This window comes from Neobacillus niacini (assembly GCF_031456445.1).
Lineage (GTDB): Bacteria > Bacillota > Bacilli > Bacillales > Cytobacillaceae > Neobacillus > Neobacillus niacini_I.
Genome location: NZ_JAVDUQ010000010.1, coordinates 79,939 through 101,637, shown reverse-complemented (window position 1 = coordinate 101,637; position 21,699 = coordinate 79,939). Strand labels below are relative to the sequence as shown.

The 21,699-nt window shown below is 34.7% G+C and carries 19 protein-coding genes and 3 pseudogenes; 9 read left to right on the top strand and 13 right to left on the bottom strand.

What is annotated here, in order from left to right; translation table 11 throughout:
- Window positions 1–79: 79 nt before the first annotated feature.
- Complete coding sequence (locus J2Y67_RS11170) at window positions 80–451, top strand: hypothetical protein (protein WP_310173937.1); 372 nt, start codon at window positions 80–82, stop codon at window positions 449–451.
- Between the two features lie 139 nt (window positions 452–590).
- On the top strand, window positions 591–1,274 hold the full coding sequence (locus J2Y67_RS11165) for a galactosyltransferase-related protein (protein WP_310173934.1): 684 nt from the start codon (window positions 591–593) through the stop codon (window positions 1,272–1,274).
- Between the two features lie 232 nt (window positions 1,275–1,506).
- On the opposite strand, the gene J2Y67_RS11160 is transcribed toward J2Y67_RS11165, so the two are convergent.
- Together J2Y67_RS11160 and J2Y67_RS11155 are read right to left on the bottom strand one after the other, a co-directional pair.
- Window positions 1,507–3,042: a glycosyltransferase gene (locus J2Y67_RS11160; RefSeq protein WP_310173931.1), complete on the bottom strand. Its 1,536-nt coding sequence runs from the start codon at window positions 3,040–3,042 to the stop codon at window positions 1,507–1,509.
- 46 nt (window positions 3,043–3,088) lie between these two features.
- A complete protein-coding gene (locus J2Y67_RS11155; RefSeq protein WP_310173929.1) occupies window positions 3,089–3,922 on the bottom strand; it encodes a sulfotransferase family protein in 834 nt (277 codons plus the stop codon).
- A gap of 414 nt (window positions 3,923–4,336) precedes the next feature.
- Between J2Y67_RS11155 and J2Y67_RS11150 the strand changes: the two genes are divergently transcribed.
- The 4 genes and pseudogenes from J2Y67_RS11150 to cysC all read left to right on the top strand — a co-directional run bounded on the left by J2Y67_RS11150 (window position 4,337) and on the right by cysC (window position 8,967).
- Window positions 4,337–5,260: an NAD-dependent epimerase/dehydratase family protein gene (locus J2Y67_RS11150; protein ID WP_310173926.1), complete on the top strand. Its 924-nt coding sequence runs from the start codon at window positions 4,337–4,339 to the stop codon at window positions 5,258–5,260.
- 109 nt (window positions 5,261–5,369) lie between these two features.
- A complete protein-coding gene (sat, locus tag J2Y67_RS11145; RefSeq protein WP_310173924.1) occupies window positions 5,370–6,527 on the top strand; it encodes a sulfate adenylyltransferase in 1,158 nt (385 codons plus the stop codon).
- A gap of 33 nt (window positions 6,528–6,560) precedes the next feature.
- Window positions 6,561–8,344, top strand: a pseudogene (locus J2Y67_RS11135) (SLC13 family permease).
- 23 nt (window positions 8,345–8,367) lie between these two features.
- A complete protein-coding gene (gene cysC / locus J2Y67_RS11130; RefSeq protein ID WP_310173918.1) occupies window positions 8,368–8,967 on the top strand; it encodes an adenylyl-sulfate kinase in 600 nt (199 codons plus the stop codon).
- 115 nt (window positions 8,968–9,082) lie between these two features.
- Here the strand turns inward: cysC and J2Y67_RS11125 are convergent.
- Together J2Y67_RS11125 and J2Y67_RS11120 are read right to left on the bottom strand one after the other, a co-directional pair.
- Window positions 9,083–9,324, bottom strand: a pseudogene (locus J2Y67_RS11125) (dTDP-4-dehydrorhamnose 3,5-epimerase family protein); the annotation flags it as partial.
- 278 nt (window positions 9,325–9,602) lie between these two features.
- The gene (locus tag J2Y67_RS11120) at window positions 9,603–9,971 is read right to left on the bottom strand and encodes a helix-turn-helix domain-containing protein (RefSeq protein WP_310173915.1); all 369 of its coding nucleotides are present in this window, start codon (window positions 9,969–9,971) and stop codon (window positions 9,603–9,605) included.
- Between the two features lie 484 nt (window positions 9,972–10,455).
- Here J2Y67_RS11120 and J2Y67_RS11115 point away from each other — a divergent pair, with 484 nt between their 5' ends.
- The gene (locus J2Y67_RS11115) at window positions 10,456–10,800 is read left to right on the top strand and encodes a hypothetical protein (protein WP_310173912.1); all 345 of its coding nucleotides are present in this window, start codon (window positions 10,456–10,458) and stop codon (window positions 10,798–10,800) included.
- 256 nt (window positions 10,801–11,056) lie between these two features.
- Here J2Y67_RS11115 and J2Y67_RS11110 read toward each other — a convergent pair whose 3' ends face one another.
- Window positions 11,057–11,335, bottom strand: coding sequence for a DinB family protein (locus J2Y67_RS11110; RefSeq protein ID WP_310173909.1), 279 nt, complete (start codon window positions 11,333–11,335; stop codon window positions 11,057–11,059).
- A gap of 69 nt (window positions 11,336–11,404) precedes the next feature.
- Between J2Y67_RS11110 and J2Y67_RS11105 the strand changes: the two are divergent.
- Window positions 11,405–11,701: pseudogene (locus tag J2Y67_RS11105) on the top strand (aspartate dehydrogenase domain-containing protein); the annotation flags it as partial.
- 71 nt (window positions 11,702–11,772) lie between these two features.
- Here the strand turns inward: J2Y67_RS11105 and J2Y67_RS11100 are convergent.
- From J2Y67_RS11100 to J2Y67_RS11085, 4 genes are all read right to left on the bottom strand, one after another.
- A complete protein-coding gene (locus J2Y67_RS11100) occupies window positions 11,773–12,450 on the bottom strand; it encodes a GntR family transcriptional regulator (RefSeq protein ID WP_310173906.1) in 678 nt (225 codons plus the stop codon).
- A 135-nt stretch (window positions 12,451–12,585) separates the two neighbouring features.
- A complete protein-coding gene (gene yyaC / locus J2Y67_RS11095) occupies window positions 12,586–13,185 on the bottom strand; it encodes a spore protease YyaC (RefSeq protein WP_310173904.1) in 600 nt (199 codons plus the stop codon).
- Window positions 13,186–13,392: 207 nt separating this feature from the next.
- A complete protein-coding gene (locus J2Y67_RS11090) occupies window positions 13,393–14,928 on the bottom strand; it encodes an NCS1 family nucleobase:cation symporter-1 (protein ID WP_310173902.1) in 1,536 nt (511 codons plus the stop codon).
- Window positions 14,929–15,477: 549 nt separating this feature from the next.
- On the bottom strand, window positions 15,478–16,677 hold the full coding sequence (locus J2Y67_RS11085; RefSeq protein ID WP_310173899.1) for an aminotransferase-like domain-containing protein: 1,200 nt from the start codon (window positions 16,675–16,677) through the stop codon (window positions 15,478–15,480).
- A 442-nt stretch (window positions 16,678–17,119) separates the two neighbouring features.
- Between J2Y67_RS11085 and J2Y67_RS11080 the strand changes: the two genes are divergently transcribed.
- Entirely contained in the window at window positions 17,120–17,539 is a 420-nt protein-coding gene (locus J2Y67_RS11080) for a hypothetical protein (protein WP_310173897.1), read from the top strand.
- A 79-nt stretch (window positions 17,540–17,618) separates the two neighbouring features.
- On the opposite strand, the gene J2Y67_RS11075 is transcribed toward J2Y67_RS11080, so the two are convergent.
- The 4 genes from J2Y67_RS11075 to J2Y67_RS11060 all read right to left on the bottom strand — a co-directional run bounded on the left by J2Y67_RS11075 (window position 17,619) and on the right by J2Y67_RS11060 (window position 21,407).
- Entirely contained in the window at window positions 17,619–18,125 is a 507-nt protein-coding gene (locus J2Y67_RS11075; RefSeq protein ID WP_310173894.1) for a hypothetical protein, read from the bottom strand.
- A 183-nt stretch (window positions 18,126–18,308) separates the two neighbouring features.
- A complete protein-coding gene (gene ftsZ / locus J2Y67_RS11070; RefSeq protein WP_310173892.1) occupies window positions 18,309–19,532 on the bottom strand; it encodes a cell division protein FtsZ in 1,224 nt (407 codons plus the stop codon).
- A gap of 184 nt (window positions 19,533–19,716) precedes the next feature.
- Entirely contained in the window at window positions 19,717–20,388 is a 672-nt protein-coding gene (locus J2Y67_RS11065) for a hypothetical protein (protein ID WP_310173889.1), read from the bottom strand.
- A gap of 284 nt (window positions 20,389–20,672) precedes the next feature.
- Window positions 20,673–21,407, bottom strand: coding sequence for an SIS domain-containing protein (locus tag J2Y67_RS11060; RefSeq protein WP_310173887.1), 735 nt, complete (start codon window positions 21,405–21,407; stop codon window positions 20,673–20,675).
- Window positions 21,408–21,699 lie beyond the last annotated feature (292 nt).

The following is a 21,699-nucleotide window of genomic DNA, read 5'->3' as shown; positions in this document are numbered from 1 at the left end:
TTTGTCATAAATATGTTAAAGGTAACTGAGAGAGAAATATTTATAATCATAAATGAAAGACAGAAGGGAGTATAAAAAATTGGCAATTGTAAAATATTCCACTGGGCCAATTGATAACCAGGAAAGTTCCATTTATCCAGGTAACATTTATGCAAATGTTGATATTTTAATACTAAACAATAATCAACACCGTGCAGCTAATGTAACGATTAAACTCTTTAAATTACAGGGGCAGAAACAATTGGTAATTACTAAAAAAAGAAGAGTAGTCCGAAATACTAGTAGTTCAGTATCTTTAGACGTTTCAGGTCTTGATAAGTTCGAAATCCAATTTATTGTCAATCAACCAGGTACAAGGATTCAAGTTAGAAGATCTGTTCTTTTAACTGCAACAGGAAGTGATGAGGCTGGCCAATTTGTCAGTCGCCTTCCAATTAAAATCACTGTGTAAAATTTGATGTCTCTCTCTTTTATTTCTTTATTATAATATTTTTAGAAATAAAGGGGTTTTTAATTATTAAGAACCCCTTGGTTTGAAATGATTAAAACTCTATTACTATACATATTACAAATATAAAGGGGAGAAAAGGATGTTAAAAGATGTATCTGTTCTTATTCCTTTTAAATCGGATAACGGTCCAAGAGATGCGATATTCAAGTGGGTACTTGACTATTACACTCAACTAATGCCGGAGGCCGAGATCTGCATAGGTACCTCCAAGACAGAATTTTTTTTACGATCTCAAGCAATAAACGATGCTGCCAAAAAAGCAACAAGAGAAATTTTCGTTATTGCTGATGCAGATCTTGTTTATGATTCTGAAATGCTGGTCAAGTCTATTAATTTATTAAATAAATATTCATTGGTATATCCTTATCATAAAATAATGTATTTATCAGAATGTAACACACAAGAAATTCTGAAAAGCCAACCTGTTTGGCCACTTAAAATAAGCGGTCGTATTTTCCAATTACCGTATGATCCTTTCGGCGGAGTAAATGTAGTCACCCGCAAAAATTTTGAGGTTATTGGTGGATTCGATGAAAGATTTGTTGGTTGGGGCGGAGAGGATAATGCATTTTTTATTGCTATTACTACTTTGTTTGGGCCTCACTTAAGACTGGAGAGAAATGGTTATCATTTATGGCATCCAACTGTCGGAGCAAAGGGCAATCCTAATTACAAAAATAATTTTCTACTTGCTAAAAAGTACTTAAAAGCTAATGGAAATCAGGAAGCTATATGGGAATTAATAAATAAAAAAAATCCATAATGCTTTGATGCGTAGTTGTATATTAAAGGATGATGATCCACTTATGTATCTCCTTTCTTCGACCCAATAAATTTTTCGTAAAACAGTTTTATAAGGTGCTTGAAAACGGCCCCAAGGACAAACCTAAAAAAAGGTTTGTCCATTTTTGTCTGAGAATTTCATCCTCTGATATTGGAGAATATTTCAAGCAATTGGTTTTAAAAAGCTATTCCCTAACCGACAGCTGCTAATATTATTTCCAGCTAGAATTCTTATTATCTGTCCAATGATGAGCTGCATATGCATTTGGAAACTTTTCGTTCTTTCTATGCAATTCCTTATTTGAATAAGGAAAAAATAGATTTGAATCAAATACAGCTAAATCAGTTTTATTCTTTATTACATTTGTAAAAAAATGAGGTCCTGTTTTAACATTTGTGCTTCGATTAGAATGCATTTTTACCCAGTTAGGAAGGGAATCAACAGCGGTCTTCAAAACAGGATGGTCTGGAACTGCGCCAAAAAATCCATTTGAAATAAAGCCTTCCCAAAGGCTTTTAACAACAAAACCATCTATACCTGTTAATAAAGGCACTAAACTTTTGAAACACTCAAAATGTATGTCAATAAAAATTCCACCAAACTTATAAACTAGTTCATACCTTGCAATATCTGCTTTTTCAGCTAAGTTACTTGCTTGATCATATAGTTCTTGATTATGAAACCGTGGCATATTACTATCTGTCCAAAGTTTTACCTCCCAATCAGGATGAATTTGTTTCCATGTATGAATATATTTCAAATAGCTATCAGGAATTGGGTTTGGTCCAATCCAAATCTGATGTATAATTTTAGGAATTTTAACAGATTGAATTAAATTATTGTAAGCAGGATTTTGCTCGTTGGTTTCCATCTTAAATGGGCGTATTGGATAGAAAGGATCATTAAGGAAAATTCGAATTTTTTCTTTTTCAGCCGGTTTAGGAATAAAGTCAAATTTCCCCCACCGGTTGATTAAATTAACACCGTAATTTTTCCAAATATATCTCGCTGTCTTCTTTAGATTTTCTTCAGTTCTAAATCCCTCTACATCGGCTGTTTTTACATGTTTTACCAACCCATTATTCACTACAATTGTTTTGTTTATCCCTAAATTTTTGAATAGAAAAAACACTACTGTATCCTCATCAAAAATCAAATCAACTGGAAATTTCACTTCGGGTTTTAAAGCTTCCCTACAGAAAACCAAAGTTCCAATTGGACCCCAATCAGCAATTGTATATTCATTTGGAAATGATCGAATTTCTGTTCTTTTCATCCACATCCCATCTATAACAACTCGGTGTCCCCCTTGAAGCGGTTGTTCTTTTCCGTCAATTATATTTTGCATAACAGAAGTGAAAACTGAATAGTTAGGAAATTTTTCTATTGCGTTTAAAATACTTTCATACCACCCATTTGTAATTTGTATATCGTCATCAAGTGATGCTACAATTTTATGTCCATTTTCTTTTACCTTTTCAAACAAATAATAGCGTCCACCCCCACAACCTAATTGGACACTAGATAACTCATTTTTTTCATTCAAGATGCAAAATTTAACATTTTCACGTTTTGATTCCTGTAAAATAGATTGTACAAACTCATCTAAGGGACCTGCTAAATCATTATAAATATAAACGATAAAAGGGTCATTAATATATTTTAAAAGACATCTTAAATTGTTTTTTAAAGCTTCATTCCGACCTTGTGCAGTTGTAATCATAATCACAAAAGGTTCATTAATCATATTTCCCCTCCTGTTAGAAATATTCATCATGTTAAAAAATTGCTATCTATTGTTTTATCCTAAAAATGCCTTTTAAGTATTCGTTTACTTTAGTGTTAAACTCATCTGAATTTAAAAAAGATGTTGAAAGACTTGCCTTATAAAAAAGACTATACATTTTTTTGATTTCCTCATCATAATCATTTGATTCCATTAATTTTTTCATACCACTTTGACTATGTTGTAAATTAGGGTCTATGAAGCTATTAAGATTATTGATAAATTGATCTTCTTGTAGCCATGGGAGTTTAAATTCAGAAGAAATTTTTCGAAGTGTTTCTACAGAATTGTCAATTAAATGATCAAAATCGATCATTATTCTATGCTCACCATATGTTTTACTTAATGCTAAGAGTGTTCTTAACTTCCATTGATAGAGTGCATTATTTTTACTAATGTTATAAGCATTCTTATATGAACTGACAACATCAATAGGATTTCGAACCATAATCAAATATTGCGGTAAAATATTTAACTCAGTAAAAATTTCTTTCCATAACTCCAAGGTGTAGCAAGTCCTTGGATCCTTCCAAGCCCATATCTTATCATGATTTAAATTTTGTTGAAGATATTCAATTAATATGCCTTTGTATTGTTTAGCTTGTTCACTTTTTATCCAATCAGGAGGAAAATATTGTTTAGGACCTGCAAATTCCTTAAAAATTTGTTTATGGACTTCCACTATTTTTTTATCTTCCCAGAAACCTTTTGGATTAGTTTTATCAATAGAAATAAAGTTTGACCCAATATTAACACCTAACAAGTTTATAGCTCGTGTTATAGCTGAAGTACCGCATCTTCCCGATCCAAGGATACAAATCACCCTATTTTTATCGGGCAAATTTTTTTGCCCCCTTTCTATAAATAAACTAGGAATAATTTATAGTGTTTAAGTTTTATAAAGTTTTATCTTAATCGATTTGGCTCAATAGTCTTATTTCGATATATTACTTAGTGAGTTATTGATTTGTCATTTGCCCTTCATTCAAGATTCCCTTTTTAAACTTATGGAAAAACACATGAAAATCATTCCACCGATTTTAATTTATTTTATTTTAATAATTCTATTTTTGATTGGACAAATGTACATGCAGCTACCTAATTAGGCTTGTGCTTATTTTGTTTTTTTGTCGTTCCCATATAAAAAAACCTTTCATAAATTAATAAGATAATTTTTGTATTTTTATCTCTATAGTCTTTGATGTGGTTTTCCACTCTCTGTTTCATTTTATTAAAAAGGATGTGACTAATTATTATGGATAATGAATCTAGGAAAATTCTGATAACAGGAGGTGCAGGTTTTATAGGTTCACATCTTGTAGATGAATTAGTTAATCGGAACTTTAATGTGACAGTAGTAGATAATTTAACGACGGGTATTGTTTCAAACATTCCACCTGGAATTTCATTTTATCGCATTGATATTAGAGACAAAGAATTACTGAAGAATGTTTTTATAAAAGAACAGCCAGATATTACAATTCACCTTGCAGCACAGACAAGTGTTAATGGTTCATCGCAGAACCCTTCTTACGATTGCAGCAATAATATAGTCGGAACAATAAATATTTTAGAATGTTGTAAAATCTTTAATGTTAAAAAGATAATTTTTGCTTCATCTGCTGCTGTATACGGGCATTCTGATACACTTCCAATCAGAGAAAAGAATCCCCTGCAACCATTGTCCTTTTATGGTTTGTCTAAACTTACTGCAGAAAAATATATTCTACTATTCTCAGAGCTATTCGGGATTCCCTTTACAATCCTTCGTTATTCAAATGTATACGGGGAAAGGCAAAATTCAAATAGTGATGGCGGGGCAATCTCCATTTTTGTTAACCAAGTTTTAAATAATAAGCCTGTTGTTATTTTTGGAAATGGAGAGCAGACGCGTGACTTTATTTATGTAAAGGATGTCGTTACAGCAAATGTAGCAGCTATTGATAATGGAACAAATGAAATAGTTAATATTAGTTCTGGCGTCCGGATATCCGTTAATGAAGTAATAAAGAACATTTCAGAAGTTACAAAGTATAATGTAAATAAAAAACATACCCCTTTAAAACCAGGAGAAATACTCCATAGTCAATTATGTAATGAGAAAGCAGTAACTTTATTGAAATGGAAACCTAATTATAATTTTAAAGAAGGTTTAAATGAAATGTTAAAAAATATATAGCTAATTTAACACCAACAGATCCATATCTTTAATTTCGAAATATTAATTTCCCCAAATAAACATAGTTCTCTACTTTTCTATTAATTTAATTGAAAGAAGGAGATAAGAAATGATCACACCACATGGTGGCGAATTGATTCAAAAAATCGCAGGTCATAAGGAAGCAAATGAATTTTTAAATAGGTCATCTCATTTACCATCGATTGTTCTGGACGCCTGGGCATTATCCGACCTTGAGTTAATTGCAACAGGTGCATTCAGTCCATTAACAGGTTTTATGAATGAACAAGATTATCAAAATGTCTTAAGAAATATGAGACTATCCAATGGAACTGTTTGGACTATTCCTATTACTCTTAATATAACAAGCGAAGAAGCAGCAAAGTTAAAGACAGGCAGTGAGGTTGGTTTAAAAGGTAGAGATGGAAATTTATACGGAATACTCCAATTAGAGGAAAAATTTAAATATGACAAGCACCTTGAAGCAAACCATGTTTATGGAACTGAGGATCTGAACCATCCCGGAGTCCAAAAGATTTTTAATAAAGGTGATACGTATTTAGCTGGTCCTATTTATTTATTAAAGCGCCCTTCTCATTCTCCGTTTGAGGCCTATTTTAATGATCCAATTGAAATAAGAAAGGCGATCCAAGATAGAGGATGGCAGACAATAGCAGGGTTTCAAACACGCAATCCTATCCACAGGGCACATGAATATATTCAAAAGATTGCATTAGAAATGGTTGATGGTCTCCTTATTCACCCTTTAATTGGTGAAACAAAAAAAGATGATATACCTGCAGAAATTAGAATGCAAAGTTACGAAGCACTTATAGACGGTTACTATCCGAAGGAACGGGTGAAGTTATCTGTTTATCCCGCAGCTATGAGATATGCAGGGCCTAGAGAAGCTGTTTTTCATTCGATTGTAAGAAAAAATTACGGATGTACACATTTTATTGTAGGCAGAGATCATGCAGGTGTGGGTCATTACTATGGAACATATGATGCACAAAAGATCTTTGGAAACTTCTGTAAAGACGAGATTGGAATCAACATTTTAAAATTTGAACATTCGTTTTATTGTACGATTTGTGAAAGTATGTGTACATTGAAAACCTGTCCGCATGAAAAGGAAGCACATCTGTATTTAAGCGGGACGAAAGTTCGTGAAATGCTGCGAAATGGAGAATATCCTCCAAAAGAATTTTCCCGCCCAGAAGTAGTAAAAATTTTAATGGATGGATTGAGTCAAAATGCACAATAGGATTCTGTCTTCCGTTATAGGTGAAAAGTGGTTATGACATGGGAAATTGCTTTTGTGCTCATTTGTATTGGTTTAATGATAGGAAGTTTGATTCTAGAAATTAAACGGCCAGAAACTATTGTTTTTATTACACTGGTCGTATTTCTTTCAGCAGGAATTATTTCTACAGATGATGCATTTAAAGGTTTTTCAAACGAAGGGATGCTAACCATTGGTTTGTTTTTCATTATAGCCGGCGGGATTCAAAAAAGTGATCTAACCAAAATATTTATTCAAAAATTGTTAAATAACAGTCAAAGTGAGAAAAAGGCGCTTCTAAAAATATTGATCCCAATCTCAGCCATTTCTGCTTTTTAAATAATACTCCGATTGTTGTTACATTTACGCCCATTATAAGAAAATGGTGTGGAAATAATAATATCTCACCTTCGAAATTTCTGATCCCTTTGTCTTACGCAACAATACTTGGCGGGACGATTACCATTATTGGAACTTCAACTAATTTAGTTGTACATGGCTTGTTACTCGATTCCCATCTTTCTGGATTTTCCTTTTTTCAACTGGGAATCATTGGACTACCCATTACCATTTTAGGAATCCCCTATCTAATAACAATCGGATTTCATTTGTTGCCAAATAATACAGAAAAGAAAAAGGACTTGTTGGAAAACAGCTGGAAATACTTTGGAGAAATAAAAGTTAATAATCAATATCCCTTTATTAACCAAACGATTCAGGATGCAAATTTAAGAAAACTTAATGGTTTGTATTTAATTGGAATTATTCGAGATGAGGAAATTCTCTCACCCGTCACTAGTTCGACTAGGATTAAAGCGGGAGATCGTCTTATATTTGCAGGAATGATTTCCACAATTGTAGAGTTGCAAAACCAAAAAGGATTTGAGATCGTTACAGATACTGGTTCCATTTTCGAGCAATTAAAAAATAAGAAAACTAAAATTGTTGAAGCAGTTATCAGCCAGCATTCTTCACTCGTACACAAAAAAATCAAGGACACACAATTTCGAGGAAAATATAATGCAGCTGTTATCGCTGTGCACCGAAAAAACGAAAGGATCAAGAGTAAAATTGGTGATATCGTTTTAAAACCCGGTGATATCTTATTAATGATAATTGGCCAAGATTTCAAGAAAAGAGATTATTCTCATGATTTTTATTTAGTCGATACAATGAATGATTATGATATTTTACCTTCTTTATCCAGATTTAAGTCTTGGATTTCCCTAATTATCTTATTCATTCTAATTCTTTTAGTTTCTTCCGGTATTCTATCCATGTTAAAGGCTGCCGCAGTAGCTGTTATTCTCCTTTTCTTGTTTAAAGTCGTGACTGCAGAAGAAGCCAAAGATTATGTAGAATTTAATGTTTTATTGCTGATAGCTTCATCATTTGGAATCGGATCTACCCTAATAAATTCCGGAACTGCCGAGTGGATAGCTAAAGGAATATTATCCATTACAAAACCATTAGGAGGGGCATTTTTTATTTTAATTGCAATTTATCTGGCAACAAACCTTTTGACAGAAATTATAACCAATAATGCGGCTGCAGTGATTATGTTTCCTATTGCTTTGAAGGTATCAGAAAAAGCTGCCGTAGATCCTCTCGCTTTAGCGATCATTGTTGCAATTGCTGCCTCAGCTAGCTTTTCAACCCCTATCGGATATCAAACAAATATGATTGTTTACGGTCCTGGCGGTTACACCTTTAAAGATTATTTAAAGGTTGGGATTCCATTAAACATTATCGTCATGGTAGTGACTGTATGTATTGTCTATTTTGTTTGGATTATTTAATACAGTAAAAAGGGTGGTTTTTAATGAATTCAAAAAATATTACCTGGCACACAGGAAAAATCCACAAGGAAATCCGCCAGCAAAAAAATGGACATAAAAGTGCTGTATTATGGTTTACAGGATTATCCGGCTCCGGTAAATCTACATTGGCTGCTGAAATTGAAGAAAAATTGTTTAATAAAAATATCCATACTTATCGCTTAGATGGAGATAACGTTCGATTTGGATTAAATAGGGATTTAGGGTTTTCAAAGGATGATCGAGCAGAAAACATTAGAAGGATTGGAGAAGTTTCAAAACTGTTTGTGGATGCTGGATTAATTACTTTAACTTCTTTTATTTCACCTTACAAAACAGACAGGGAGATTGTAAGAAATTTACTTGAAGAAAATGAATTTATTGAAATTCATGTGAAGTGCGATATTGATGAATGTGAGAAAAGAGATCCAAAGGGTTTATATAAAAAAGCGAGGAATGGTGAAATCAAAGGGTTTACAGGAATTGATGCCCCTTATGAGGAACCAGAATCTCCAGAAATCATCGTTGAAACTGATAAGATGACACTTGATGAATGCGCAAAAAAAATTATTCAATTCTTACAAGATAAAAAATATTTCGATTGAGTTTTTTTGTCACAGTACCATTTAGCTAATCTTGATTGTAGTTAATTTTTTTAAGTTAAAAAGCATCCTTTATACTGGATGCTTTTTAATGCTGAAAATATTTCGCTTTTATTTTCTATCGGTTTTGTGTTTCCCAATTGAAATTAATTAAAGAATCATCCCAACTAATTCGCTTTTCATCTGGAATGTTGGATTATAAGATTCAGTTGTAAAATATATTATTGTGGCGGGTTTATTTCCAAGAACCCTATATCCATACGCGCCCCCCTTTGGAATATACAGTAGGATTGGATTTTCTTCACCCATATAATAAACATCTGTTTCCCCCAATGTAGGGGATTCGGGTCTAAGGTCATAGAACTGTCAGTAATGGTCTAATTTTTCCTTGTTTAGTCCAAATACAGAATGAGAAAAACTTAATTTTTTCACCAGTTCATTTCCAAGTTGACCGTTAGAACCAGTTACTACTATCTTCATCAAATCACCTGGCCTATACGGGAATATTTTAGAAGGGAAACATAAAAAAAAGCCAGCTCCATTAAAGTTGATTTTCTATAAGTAATAGAAGGCCTTTCTCAAGTTTTTTTTAAAAAAGTGAGGAGTAAGGGAGTGTACTAATGAAGCTAATTCAATTTTTAAATATTTTTATTTTCGCTAATCGATTTACGGAGTTTACGAATGATTTCAATAACAAATTCAAATTCCGTTTTTGAAAGCTTCTTACCGTCTAGCACAAAATCGAATTTTTTTAATAGCTCATCATGACATAAATCAAGCTCACTTAAAAATTGTACTTCTTCTGAAGAATAGTCTTTATTTTCTTCAAAAAAATAAGTCATTTCCACATTGTAAACTTCTGCGATTTTTCTTAGCAATTCTAATGAGGGCTCATATAAACCTCTTTCAATTTTTGATAAATTACTATAATCATAGTTTATTTTATTGGCTAAATTTTTTAAAGTGTCACCATGATGTTTTCTTAGCGCTTTAATTTTGTTGTTCATGTTAGTAAGTACTCAACTCCCTTTCCCATTCTATTTTAATGGGAAAAACAAAAAAATGGAATATTTTTCATTTGATTTGGTAACGCAAGAAAAAAAATAAATAAATTGGTTTCTAATACCAATATTCTGCATATAATAATTTTGAATAAACCATCCTTTTTACAACAGGTCTATCCTGTTGTTTTTTTACATAAAAAAGTGAAATTTTCAATAAGAGGTTAACAATAAGGTGGCAACTATCTTATCCCCAATTTTCTATAGATTATATTTAAAAGTAATTACAGCAATCCAAATGGACGATATTAACATCACCTGAACAGGAACTTGGCCAGATGAAAAAAATTTTGAAGGAAATAAATTAATTTTTTGAATATATCCCCATAAAATAGTATTAAAAAAGAAGGTGTGTCTCTTGACAAAAATATATCTTTTTCATCTATTTAGGTTGCTTATAAGGGAGTATGAACTAATACACGGCAAAACAATGTTTGAAATTAATAAAATCAATAATTCTTTTATCTTTACGAAGATTGATCTAAAGTTACTTGAACTCCTTGAACTAAAACAGATGGATATAATTGGAGATATATGTTCGGATTTTGCTTTTAAAGATAATTTTGCTGACAAGTTACTCGACATTTTTGATATTGCATGGCAAGGTAAAGAAACGCTTTATTTTTTATCTTCTAAAACAAATAAAAATCTTGTTATTTTAATAAACTTAAGGGCTATCCAAGAAAACGGAAAAACAGTTAAGTTAGAAGGTCATTGCGTACCAATAGAGATTAAAGGATTCGATGAAGGTTTAATTGGTTTGATATTAAATTAACCTCACTTTATTTGCATTTAAATTGTTGTTACCTCCCACTTAATCACCCGGATTTTAATATTTCAAACTTTACCTCCAAATTTCTTTTCAATAAATTCTCCCTAATAGTTTAATTCTTTATTGAGATATACCTGTTCAATGGTTGATAATCTTATTAAAATTATATAAATATGTTATTTTTTTAAAATTAGCAACAGCATAAAAAACAAAGTAACCCCTTTTGAATTTTGGTATGAAATTTTTCCTTCTATTATATTTAGCTGTTTGTATTGTTGGTGAAGCTGTTCAAAAGCTTGTATAGCCTTTTTCGGAGTATCCAATTTACGGCATCTAAAATCGAAGCTTTTACTCCTGAGATTCGCTTCAGCCACATTGAATCAACCGAATAAATATGTTTAAATATGACTGATAGTGAAGGAAAAATGCTTTTTACCTCTTTTGCAGAAACATCCTCCTTTAACCCTTTAATATGTTGCAGGAGTTTCAAATTTGCCCAATGGTGATACTTTAGTTTGGTTTCAACGGATAATACCATTTCTACGCCCCCTATGAAGGATTGATTAAAATCTAAAACTATTGTAAATGTTAATCATCTGAGCCTTTTTGTATATATGAAGGCAATGCCAGGAATGCTGCAAAATTATTCCCTGAAAACGTGAATATATCTGCCGCTTTAAGTATCGCAGGAGTTGGTTTCGAAAAAACAAAGGTTCAAATATATGTGGACCCAACCATTCAAGCAAATTTCCACACCATATTTGCAAAGGGTTTTTTTGGTCAAGTTGAATTTAAAGTACAAAATACCCCTTTTAAACAAAATCCTAAATCGAGTCCCATTGTAGCGATGAGTGTAGTAAAAGTGTTAAGAAACCTAACTGAATCTGTTGTTATAGGTCTGTGATCGTTTATTCCAATCAAAATAAAAAAGTTGTCCAAAAGTCTTTTTTTATCCTGGACTTTTTGGACAACCTCTTAGCCTTTCCTATTTTCTTTGCTTTGATTTACCGATTCAATATAGGCTTTTTTTGAATTTTCCATATGGATTTTTGTCAAATATTCAGCCATTTCACTCTCTTGATTCATAATGGCTTCCATAATTTTAACATGTTCTTCCATTGATTTTACCGCCCTTCCCGGGTTTTTATAACCAATTTTGGCGAAAGCACGAATATAATCAGATAACCCGCTCAGTATTTCATAAAGCTTAGAATTTTTGGCAGCACTATATAAGAGATGATTGTATTCCCCATGTAAATCAGTGAAAGCAGCTTCGTTGTCTAAGCATTCTTCTACTTTTTGAATATAGGCAGCAATATTACTTTTTGTTTCTTCATCCAACTTTTGAACAGCTAATTTTGCTGCTAAAACCTCGAGAGAAGAAAGAATCGTAAAGACTTCAATAATTTCCTTTTCAGAAATGTCCGCAACAATTACCCCTTTTCTCGGTCCGGTTTTAACAAAACCTTGTGACTCTAAGCGAAATAAAGCTTCCCGAATTGGAGTTCTACTAATATTTAATCTTTCCGCCAGTTCCCTTTCCACCAGCCGATCTCCGGTTTTAAATTCACCTTCCAGGATAAGATCTTTAATGTGTAAATAAACCCTTTCCCTTAATGAAATTAAATCTTCCGCATCCCAATTAGTACTCATTGAATCTCCTACCTTCAATTCTTTGTATACATTAAACCAATAATAACTTACCAGATTGAAAAGCATCAAATGATATGGGTCAAATTACCAATATAATTTTAAAATATCGAATTCACAAATTAATGTAATTATGCATCAGTTTCTCGTAATCTGATAATCTTCAATCGCACAGGAAATAATCTTGGTTACAATATCCGCTAGCTTTATTACCGTATTTAATCTAGTGGCATTCAACGACTCCTCTGGTTTAAATGAGTCAAGATAATTGACAAAGGCCTTCAGGTGATAGTTACCAACACTTGGTAAACCTTTATTTAATGCTTTTCCGGGAAAAATAGCCCCTTTTTTCAAAAAAATTAATCCAATTTGACTTTCTTCCCCTAAACAAGCATCGATTGCGATTATAAATGGTTCTTTATGCAAACATTTAATTTCCTTCAGAATTTTCTTACTATTTAACGCATGAACTGGTTCTTCTAATGTGCCGTATACAGGAAAATGAATCCCTTTTACCTTTAACATTGTTCCTACCATTGGACCAAAAGAGTCCCCAGTGGAACGATCGGTACCAATACACAAAAAAATAATTTCATCTTTCGTATTATCCAGAACCACTTTCAATTTTTTCGCTATTTTCTCAATTTCTTTTTCCTCTGTCGTTTCTGGTACGGAAAGTAAACCGGGCCTTTCTAATTTTTCTAGGGACTTTTTCTTACGTTGTTCAAAAGGCCACATCCCCTTCAACTCCCTCTACCGGTGTTTTCAATTGCTGACCTTATTTGGCTCTGCGTTTTCATTGCTCATTTCTTTTATTTTATTATAGATAGTGTTAACTTCTCCATAAAATTATTTAGGAAATTTCATTTAAAACACAAAAAATTCGTTAAATTGTAACAAAAAAGCTGCCCAATGGTTTTGGGCAGCTTCGTTTCATCAACTTAATTAATACAAATCCACATTTGGGTTACTACCGTCAACCGAATCCGAGAAGCCTCCAGAAGCGGCAGTTTTAAAACTTGTAATTTTTTCATACTCGCCCTTTTGAAGAACGCTCTTATCCCCTTTCATTAAATAGGTATAAGTAATAATCGAAATGAACAATCCAAATGTCCACGCATTATCCCACAAAAAGCGAAGTCCTGGAATGATGAGCCCGAGAACCGGGATTGCAACCCCAATGATGAGAGCATAAACACCATTTTTATTAAAACCACCTGTATAACTGTATCGGCCGTTTACATCGTACAACTCATGCAGAGCCATTTGTCGTTTACGGACAAGCCAGTAGTCCGCAATGGCAATACCGTCGATTGGACCTAATAAGGCACCATACGTTCCAAGCCAGCCAAAAATATAGTTACCAAAGTTCTCCATGATATACCATGGTTGGATTAAGATCGCAAAGAGACCAGTAACAAGGGCACCAATTCCAAACGTAATTCTTCTTGGATTTAAGTTCTCAATCGCACGGGCCGGAGCAACAACGTTTGCCCCAACATTGATTGTTAATGAAGATAGGACAATGACTAATGTACCTAAAAAGATGACATATGGCGGGAATTTTGCTAACAGTGCTACTGGATCCCAAAAAGCTTGACCAAAAATAACCACAGTTGCAGAAGTTACGGCAATACCAATAAAAGAGAAAATCGTCATCGTAAGTGGAAGCGAAAAGCTTTGGGCAACCATTTGCGACTTTTGACTTTTCGCATAACGGCAAAAATCGGGAATATTTAAGGCAAGTGTTGCCCAGAAAGCAATTACACCTGTAACCGCAGGGAAAAACACTTTTAAAAACTCACCAGTGGTCTGGAATTTTGATGGAGTCGATAAAATTGGTCCCCAGCCCCCTGAATTGGTGAATGCCCAGATGAGGAGAATAATCGCAGAGACCCCTACGACAGGAGTCGCAATCAAACTTAAGTATTTCATTGCCTGCGGACCTTTATAGGCAACAGCAACGTTTAAGATCCAAAACAAAGCAAACACAATGGCTGTGTGTCCCGGGAAGTTCCAGAAAGAGAAGGAAGCAGATAATAAGGTATCAATGGCACCTGTCCCAATCCACGTGTTAATCCCGAACCAGCCTGCAGCAACAAATGCTCTTGCTAATGCAGGAATATGTGCGCCCTTTGAGCCAAACCAAAGCCGTGCAAAAACTGGGTATGGAATGCCAAATTTTGTCCCAGCATGCGAGTTCAATAAAATAGGGATAAGGACAATAACGTTGCCGATAAAGATGGTTCCAATTGCCTGCCACCAGTTCATTCCTAATGATATCATCCCGCTTGCCATCGTATAGGCTGGAATACATAAACACATTCCAATCCACAAAGTAGCAAAGTTTAGACCTTTCCAGGAATGTTCTTTCATGGTCGTTGGGCGTAGATCGTCATTCCACATCTCGCTGCTGCTTAAGCTGTCTGCAGCTTCTTTTGTCAAAATGACAATACCATTTTGCTCAATTTGCGTTTTCAATAAAATTCCCCCTTGTTTGGTTTTTCAAAGAACTTTCGAGTAAAACCAATGCTGTGCATTCGCTAGAGAATATTTATGATCACTCTTTCATATTACCGGTTTGATAATAATATTGGGTATAATAGGAATAATTCGAATATTGATGGCGCAATAATATACCTATAAATTCCTGGAACCTTTCAAAATGTAAGCGCTTTAAAATAATTTTACAACTCTATTCATCGCATCACCTTCCAATCAATCTAAAATCGGTCCAATTAAAACAGAAATTTGTTTTGGAACAAACCACATCTGCCTAATTTATATTATATACCACCAAATTAGGCTGTCATTGGACAAAAGGTAAAATAATTTAGACCGTATTTTTTATGTTTTGTAAAAGATGGTATTCCCGGTAAATTATTTTATAAAACTATCATTATAGTACCATTTTTAATTCTCTATTCAATGAGAACCTGTCCTCAATTTTCATCAAAAAACTACAAGACCATTTAGAAAGCAAAAAGAGTACTGCAAAATACAGTACCCTGAAAAATTGAAATCTTATGATTAAAATGTTTTAGAGGCAACAGGAACCGCCGTTAACACCTCCACCAAACGTTCCATTCCAAGCTTAATTTTTTCAGGAGAAGAATGGCTGAAGTTCACGCGGAAGGTATTGTGCTTTGGCTCGCTCACATAGAATGGAGCACCCGGTACAAATGCAACGCCCTTTTTAACCGCTTCGCCAAGTAAGGCAGTTGTGTTTAACTTTTCATTTCCTTCTACCCACATAAACATTCCGCCCTTTGGCTCCTTGCAGGTGAACAAACCTGATCCAACTTTATCAAAGTATTCTTTCATGATTTTCATCCGCTCGTAATAGACACTTCTAATTAGTGCTATATGGGAATCAAGGTTAAAATCACGGAGTAAATAATAGAGAGCTTGCTGATCGAGCGAGCTGGAATGCAAATCATTCATTTGCTTCGCTTGTGTCATCAACTTGATTACTTCTGCAGGTCCGGTTACCCAGCCTGTTCTTAAAGCGGGTACGACAGATTTAGAAAATGTACTTGTGTACACCACACGGCTTTTCTCCGTATCTAACGCCGTTATAGGTTGATAAACATCTTCTTCATGGAATTGAATATCCCCATATGGATCATCTTCAAGGATAAGAACTTGTTTTTCATAACAAAGGTTGAAAAGCTCCTGACGACGTTCCTGGCTCCATACTTTCCCGTCTGGGTTTGAAAAAGTTGGGATGACATAGACAAATTTCGGCTGGTAATTTTCGATTTTCACTTTTAAATCTGCCGAAATTATTCCCTGATCATCACTTTTTACGGCCACCACTTTTGCGCCGTATGATCTAAAAACCTGCAAAGCTGCTAGGTAAGTAGGATCTTCAGTGAGAACAACATCCCCCGGTGCAAGCATAATCCGTGAAAATAAGTCGATGACTTGCTGTGAACCAGTTGTAAGTAAAATATTATCAGGATGAGATATAATCCCCCGCTTTTTCATTTTCGCTTGAACCGCTTCTCTAAGCGGAATAAATCCTTCCGTCAGTCCATATTGCAAAGAAGATTTTCCTGAAGCAAATACCTTTTCATAGGCAATCTGTACCTGCTCAATTGGAAAAATGTCTTCTGCTGGCAGCCCCCCTGCAAAGGAAATCACATGTCCTTGCTGTGTAACCTTTAAGATGTCCCTTACGGCAGATGATTCATAATTTTTTGTTTGGGGTGCAAATGAATAATTCATAACAATGTCGCTTCCTTTTTTAAATATTTGATACAATCTTTTGATGTCAAAAAATATTATCTATTAGATTTAAAATATATTATAGGATAACAAAAACTATTTTGCAAAATATTTAGAAAAATTTTTCTTTTCTTTTTAGCTACTTCTTCATAGCACTAAAGCATTATAGAAATATGTTATAATATATTTATAAAGTAATATACTGATTCGAACAAAAGAGGTTGTATCATGAAGGACCTCTTAACAGCTCAAATGGATCAGCGGTTACGATCCTTTATGCAGCTGCGGAAATTAACGCTGGACGAACTCGCAAACTTGACCGGGGTTAGTATTCCGATCCTTGGTTAAATTGAGCATGGTACTGCACAACCAACAATTCCCAAACTCATTTTTAATTACAGTCCAAACATACAATTTTAATCATAAGGAGAGGCTGATTTTTTTGAATAATTCAATTGAAACGGTTTATATATTAGAAAATCCTGAAAAGAAAATAATAAGGTTTGCTACCGGCAGTCAAATAAGATATGAGGATGTCATTAAGGAAGTATATGGTGTGGCATCCATTCAAGACCTACCAATGATGATTCAGTTTAATAAAGGCTTTCATGATAGTATTTGCGAAAAATATGGAATAAAAGGAAATAATATTTCAATCGACAAACTAATTCGAGTCGCTTCAAAAGGTGAACTCCTTCAATTTAAAAATCAATTGCTCGAAAAAACAATGGAGGAAGTAAAGGGATCCTCAGGACTAGTGGTTGAAATTCCATGCCCTTTTAACACCACCATCCGTTTACAAGAAGGGATTTTTGAATGGAATGACAATAATTTTTCATATGATTTAAAAACAAGTGCATAATTAAAAGCTCCAGCGTCCGTATTCGGGCGCTGGAGCTGGACAATTCTCAAAGTCAATGCATGTGGAACTTTTTTAACAGTTAAACCCAATTATCGTCACCGTTATCCCAATCATCAAAATCATTATCATTGTTGTCTTGTTGGTCATCCTGGTCATTATAATCTACGTTATTTGGATTATCTCCATTTCGTTCCTCGTCCCAATCACTATTATCTTCTTGGCGTCCTAATTGTTCTTGGAGTTGATCAATTTCATGTTCTTGGATAATATTTTGGTCCATTAATTCTCTCATAATTTCATGATCCTCTAGATTTTGCAGGGCATGGTATTGATCGAAGCCAATTCGGCTCTGCTCAAATAAATAGGTTAACAATGCCCCGGCGGCCATTCCACCAGCGAACCCTCCGAATCTTCCAAAGCCTCCGCCTGGTGAAGGTCCATAGTAACCTCTTTGGCCATTATAGCCATTTTGGTCATAATGGTTCCTTCTTGGTTCGAAAATTTGCGGACGATTCCGTTGGGTTAGCGGGCGAATAATGAGAAAATAGATTAACACGATGATAATGATAATGCCGATAAATGACATTCGAATCCCCTCTTTTAAAAACCTTTTCGTGTTCATAAACAATTTTCAATGTTTATACTTAATTATACCCAAAAATAAAAATATCCCTCCAAATCTTGATTATTTAAATAGGGTAATAAAAAACTACGGAGTTTAATTATCTCCGTAGTTTTTTATCTGATTCAGCTGGTGACAGGCACCGGATTAGCGATTCCTTTTATTCCGATTTCGCAAAAATGCCGGAATGTCTAGCGTATCCTCTTTTTGATGGTTTTCACGATTGTGTCCAAATCCAGTCTCTTCTTGTTGCTGCCACTGCCGGTTCCGGGCAGGAGCCTCTTCTTCGTACTTTCGATTGTAATCTTGAACACGGTCTTCACGGATGACCTGTTCACGTCTATGCTGAGTTGGAGCAGACCTATGGGACTGGAGATCCCTCGTTTGATTGGAGGCTTGATTAGAAGAGGCACTCTCCTTATCATCAAAGCCTGTTGCAATCACAGTGATCATGATTTCATCTTTAAGTCTATCATTAATGATGGATCCAAATATCATATTTAATTCCTGATCTGCCGCTGAAGCGACGATATCCGCAGCCTCTTGGACTTCGTATAAACTTAAATCAGTACCACCGGTAATATTCATTAAAATCCCTTGAGCACCATCAATCGAAGTTTCTAATAACGGACTGGAAATTGCCTTTTTAGCTGCTTCAACTGCACGACCATCCCCTTTTGCCACACCAATTCCCATCAGGGCTGTTCCTTGATTCGTCATAATCGTTTTCACGTCAGCAAAATCCAGGTTGATTAACCCCGGAACAGCAATGAGATCTGAAATCCCTTGAACCCCTTGGCGAAGGACATTATCCGCCTCACGGAATGCCTGAACCATCGGCGTTTTTTTATCAACAATTTGTAATAAGCGATCGTTTGGAACAATAATCAGGGTATCCACGGCTTCCCTCATTTGCTCAATCCCGCTTGCTGCATTTTTTGCTCGTTTATGACCTTCAAAACCGAATGGACGAGTCACAACGCCAATCGTGAGAGCGCCAAGCTTGTGTGCAATATGTGCGATCGCCGGTGCTGCCCCTGTGCCGGTCCCTCCGCCCATACCACAGGTAACAAAAACCATGTCTGCACCTTTTAATACCTCTTCTAGCTGTTGTCTGCTTTCTTCGACGGCTTTTCTGCCTACCTCTGGGTTTGCTCCTGCTCCAAGTCCTCTCGTTAAAGAACCCCCAATTTGCATTTTAATCTCTGCTTTTGAGAGCTTTAGAGCCTGTGCATCTGTATTGACAGCAATAAATTCGACCCCTTGAACTCCATCCTCAATCATTCGGTTAACAGCATTATTACCGCCGCCGCCGACACCAATTACTTTTATTCTTGCTACCTGATCTATATTTAAATCGAAATCCCACATGTTTGTTTCCTCCTATTGAACCACTCTAGTAATGAAAAGGGCGTGTTTCTATTTTCAAGAGTATTTTATATGTAATTTATAGTTAACTAATATTTTATCAAGATAATGTGAATTTTTATATAGTCCTGTGGTCACCCAAAACACGGTAGGTATTCCTAACCTGTGCCACTGGTCTAGACCAAGACTAAATGGGTTCTTTTTTGTGGACTCCTTTAATCCCTTGTTGGTCAAGTAATGCAGTAATCTGTTGGAGAAGGGAAGAGTCCTCTACAATGATATAATCCGGTTGAAATATCTTCCTTTTTATATCAAATGTTAATTTATAGCCGTTGTCAACACGAGAATGATAACCGTACAACTCGTGCCAACGAACTATTTGCTCGGTTTCGTAATGATGAATCTCGCTTGCCATGTAGTATTTTCCATTAAAAATAATCCCTTTTGGCAGGATATACAGATTGCCTTGATGACGAACAAGGCTAATAATTAAATAGAACAAATAGGCCAAACTGAAAAATGAAGACCCTAGGAATTCAGTAGTAAAAACTAATGCTAGTAATACCGCTAAAATGAAAAGGGCAACTACAGTCCCCCATTTAACATACTGATAAGATTTCGTATGTTTCGTAAGAGGGGTCATCTCTTTCCATTCGACTGGAAGCAAAAGACTAGCAAACTCACTCTTATTTAACGGGTAAAGGGCATCTTTTGAGATTTCAGCGGCTTTCTTTAAATTTAACCGATACCGGATTAAATAAATGACACTAAATAAAAAAATTACCGTAAATAATAAATTAGTTAAAATTCTTAACTTCCCCTTATCTTTTAAAAATTCCCCTTTTGAATATTTTACCATAAATTTTCATTCTTTTATGAATAAAATTGTGAAAGAGAAACAATTTTATTATCTCAATTTTCTAATAGATATACAATCCATTCGAGTGGATTTTTCTAAAACTTGTAGTATACAAAAAAATTAGATACGATATAAATCATTTTTTAAGTAATAGGAGGAATGTTGTCTGTGTTCACTTCAATTTGATATCAAAAAACTGCTTTAGTAGCATAGAAAAAAGGGTAAATATCCTTAATCTTAAACCCTTTTTGTTTTATTTGAAAATGTCTTTAAACCGTAAATGATTATGACAACAATGGTATCCTCTGCCGATACTTCTCAACCAAGCGATGATTATGATCATCTGCGCCATCAATATTACCGCTTAAGAACACTGGTGGTTCAAATCCTTGATCCGCCATCATTTTAATGGACTCTGCGAAGATGGCATTTAAAATCACCGCACCTACAACTGTTGAGGTTGGTCCAAATGGAACGGAAACCTTTTCATATGTAAGAGCTGCATCACCTTTCGTTGAGTGGTTGTCAATGACTAAATCAACCGAATTGAAAAGATGTTTTCCACTCTTATGTTTGGATGGCTGGCTTTCGGAATATTCAATAGAAGTAATCCCTATCACAAAAGCACCCTTTTTCTTTGCTTCCTGTGCTACGTCTACCGGTACGGGGTTACGTCCGGAAGTAGAAATAACAAAAACGACATCCTCCGGTAGAAAATCCTGATCTTTTAAAAACTCCTGAGCATAATCGTTCTGCCGCTCAAGCTGTGATGATCTTAATGCCCCTTCGTGAAGCATCAATGATTCCACAAGAATCGGTTTAATGGGAACAAGCCCCCCTGCCCGGTAAAAAATCTCTTCTGCTAAAATATGTGAATGTCCACAGCCAAACAGCTGGACAATCCCTCCGTTTTGAAAAGCTTCCGCAACCTTTTCAGCTGCTTGTTTAAGTTTTTCCATTTCCTGTTTTTCAACTAGTTGGATTTTTTCTTTTGCCTTTTCAAAATATTGGGTTAACATCCTTTTCTGCCCCCTAATTTCCGATCATCTCATCTTAAAATTTTATTATAAAATAACCGCTTCCTGGCATCAAGCAGCTCAATCTTCCACTACCTTAACATGTAGAATAAAGAACACACTGTGTCCAGTGTGCTCTCAATATACAGGTTATATTGAAGGGGCATCCATTTTTCCCCTTTTGGAAATCTTGAATGGAATATCCCCTTCTTTGCGAAAACAGCCTTCACAAACAAATCCATTGTTATTGGAGACAGTTTACCGTGTGTTAGCTAAGACCCTCCGAAACCCGGCA

Bases quoted from the DNA above. Each gene is read 5' to 3' on its own strand.
- J2Y67_RS11165 (WP_310173934.1), top strand. From the start codon at position 591: ATGTTAAAAGATGTATCTGTTCTTATTCCTTTTAAATCGGATAACGGT.
- J2Y67_RS11160 (WP_310173931.1), bottom strand. From the start codon at position 3,042: ATGATTAATGAACCTTTTGTGATTATGATTACAACTGCACAAGGTCGG.
- J2Y67_RS11150 (WP_310173926.1), top strand. From the start codon at position 4,337: ATGGATAATGAATCTAGGAAAATTCTGATAACAGGAGGTGCAGGTTTT.
- sat (WP_310173924.1), top strand. From the start codon at position 5,370: ATGATCACACCACATGGTGGCGAATTGATTCAAAAAATCGCAGGTCAT.
- cysC (WP_310173918.1), top strand. From the start codon at position 8,368: ATGAATTCAAAAAATATTACCTGGCACACAGGAAAAATCCACAAGGAA.
- J2Y67_RS11120 (WP_310173915.1), bottom strand. From the start codon at position 9,971: ATGAACAACAAAATTAAAGCGCTAAGAAAACATCATGGTGACACTTTA.
- J2Y67_RS11115 (WP_310173912.1), top strand. From the start codon at position 10,456: ATGTTTGAAATTAATAAAATCAATAATTCTTTTATCTTTACGAAGATT.
- J2Y67_RS11110 (WP_310173909.1), bottom strand. From the start codon at position 11,335: ATGGTATTATCCGTTGAAACCAAACTAAAGTATCACCATTGGGCAAAT.
- J2Y67_RS11100 (WP_310173906.1), bottom strand. From the start codon at position 12,450: ATGAGTACTAATTGGGATGCGGAAGATTTAATTTCATTAAGGGAAAGG.
- yyaC (WP_310173904.1), bottom strand. From the start codon at position 13,185: ATGTGGCCTTTTGAACAACGTAAGAAAAAGTCCCTAGAAAAATTAGAA.
- J2Y67_RS11085 (WP_310173899.1), bottom strand. From the start codon at position 16,677: ATGAATTATTCATTTGCACCCCAAACAAAAAATTATGAATCATCTGCC.
- J2Y67_RS11075 (WP_310173894.1), bottom strand. From the start codon at position 18,125: ATGTCATTTATCGGCATTATCATTATCATCGTGTTAATCTATTTTCTC.
- ftsZ (WP_310173892.1), bottom strand. From the start codon at position 19,532: ATGTGGGATTTCGATTTAAATATAGATCAGGTAGCAAGAATAAAAGTA.
- J2Y67_RS11065 (WP_310173889.1), bottom strand. From the start codon at position 20,388: ATGGTAAAATATTCAAAAGGGGAATTTTTAAAAGATAAGGGGAAGTTA.
- J2Y67_RS11060 (WP_310173887.1), bottom strand. From the start codon at position 21,407: ATGTTAACCCAATATTTTGAAAAGGCAAAAGAAAAAATCCAACTAGTT.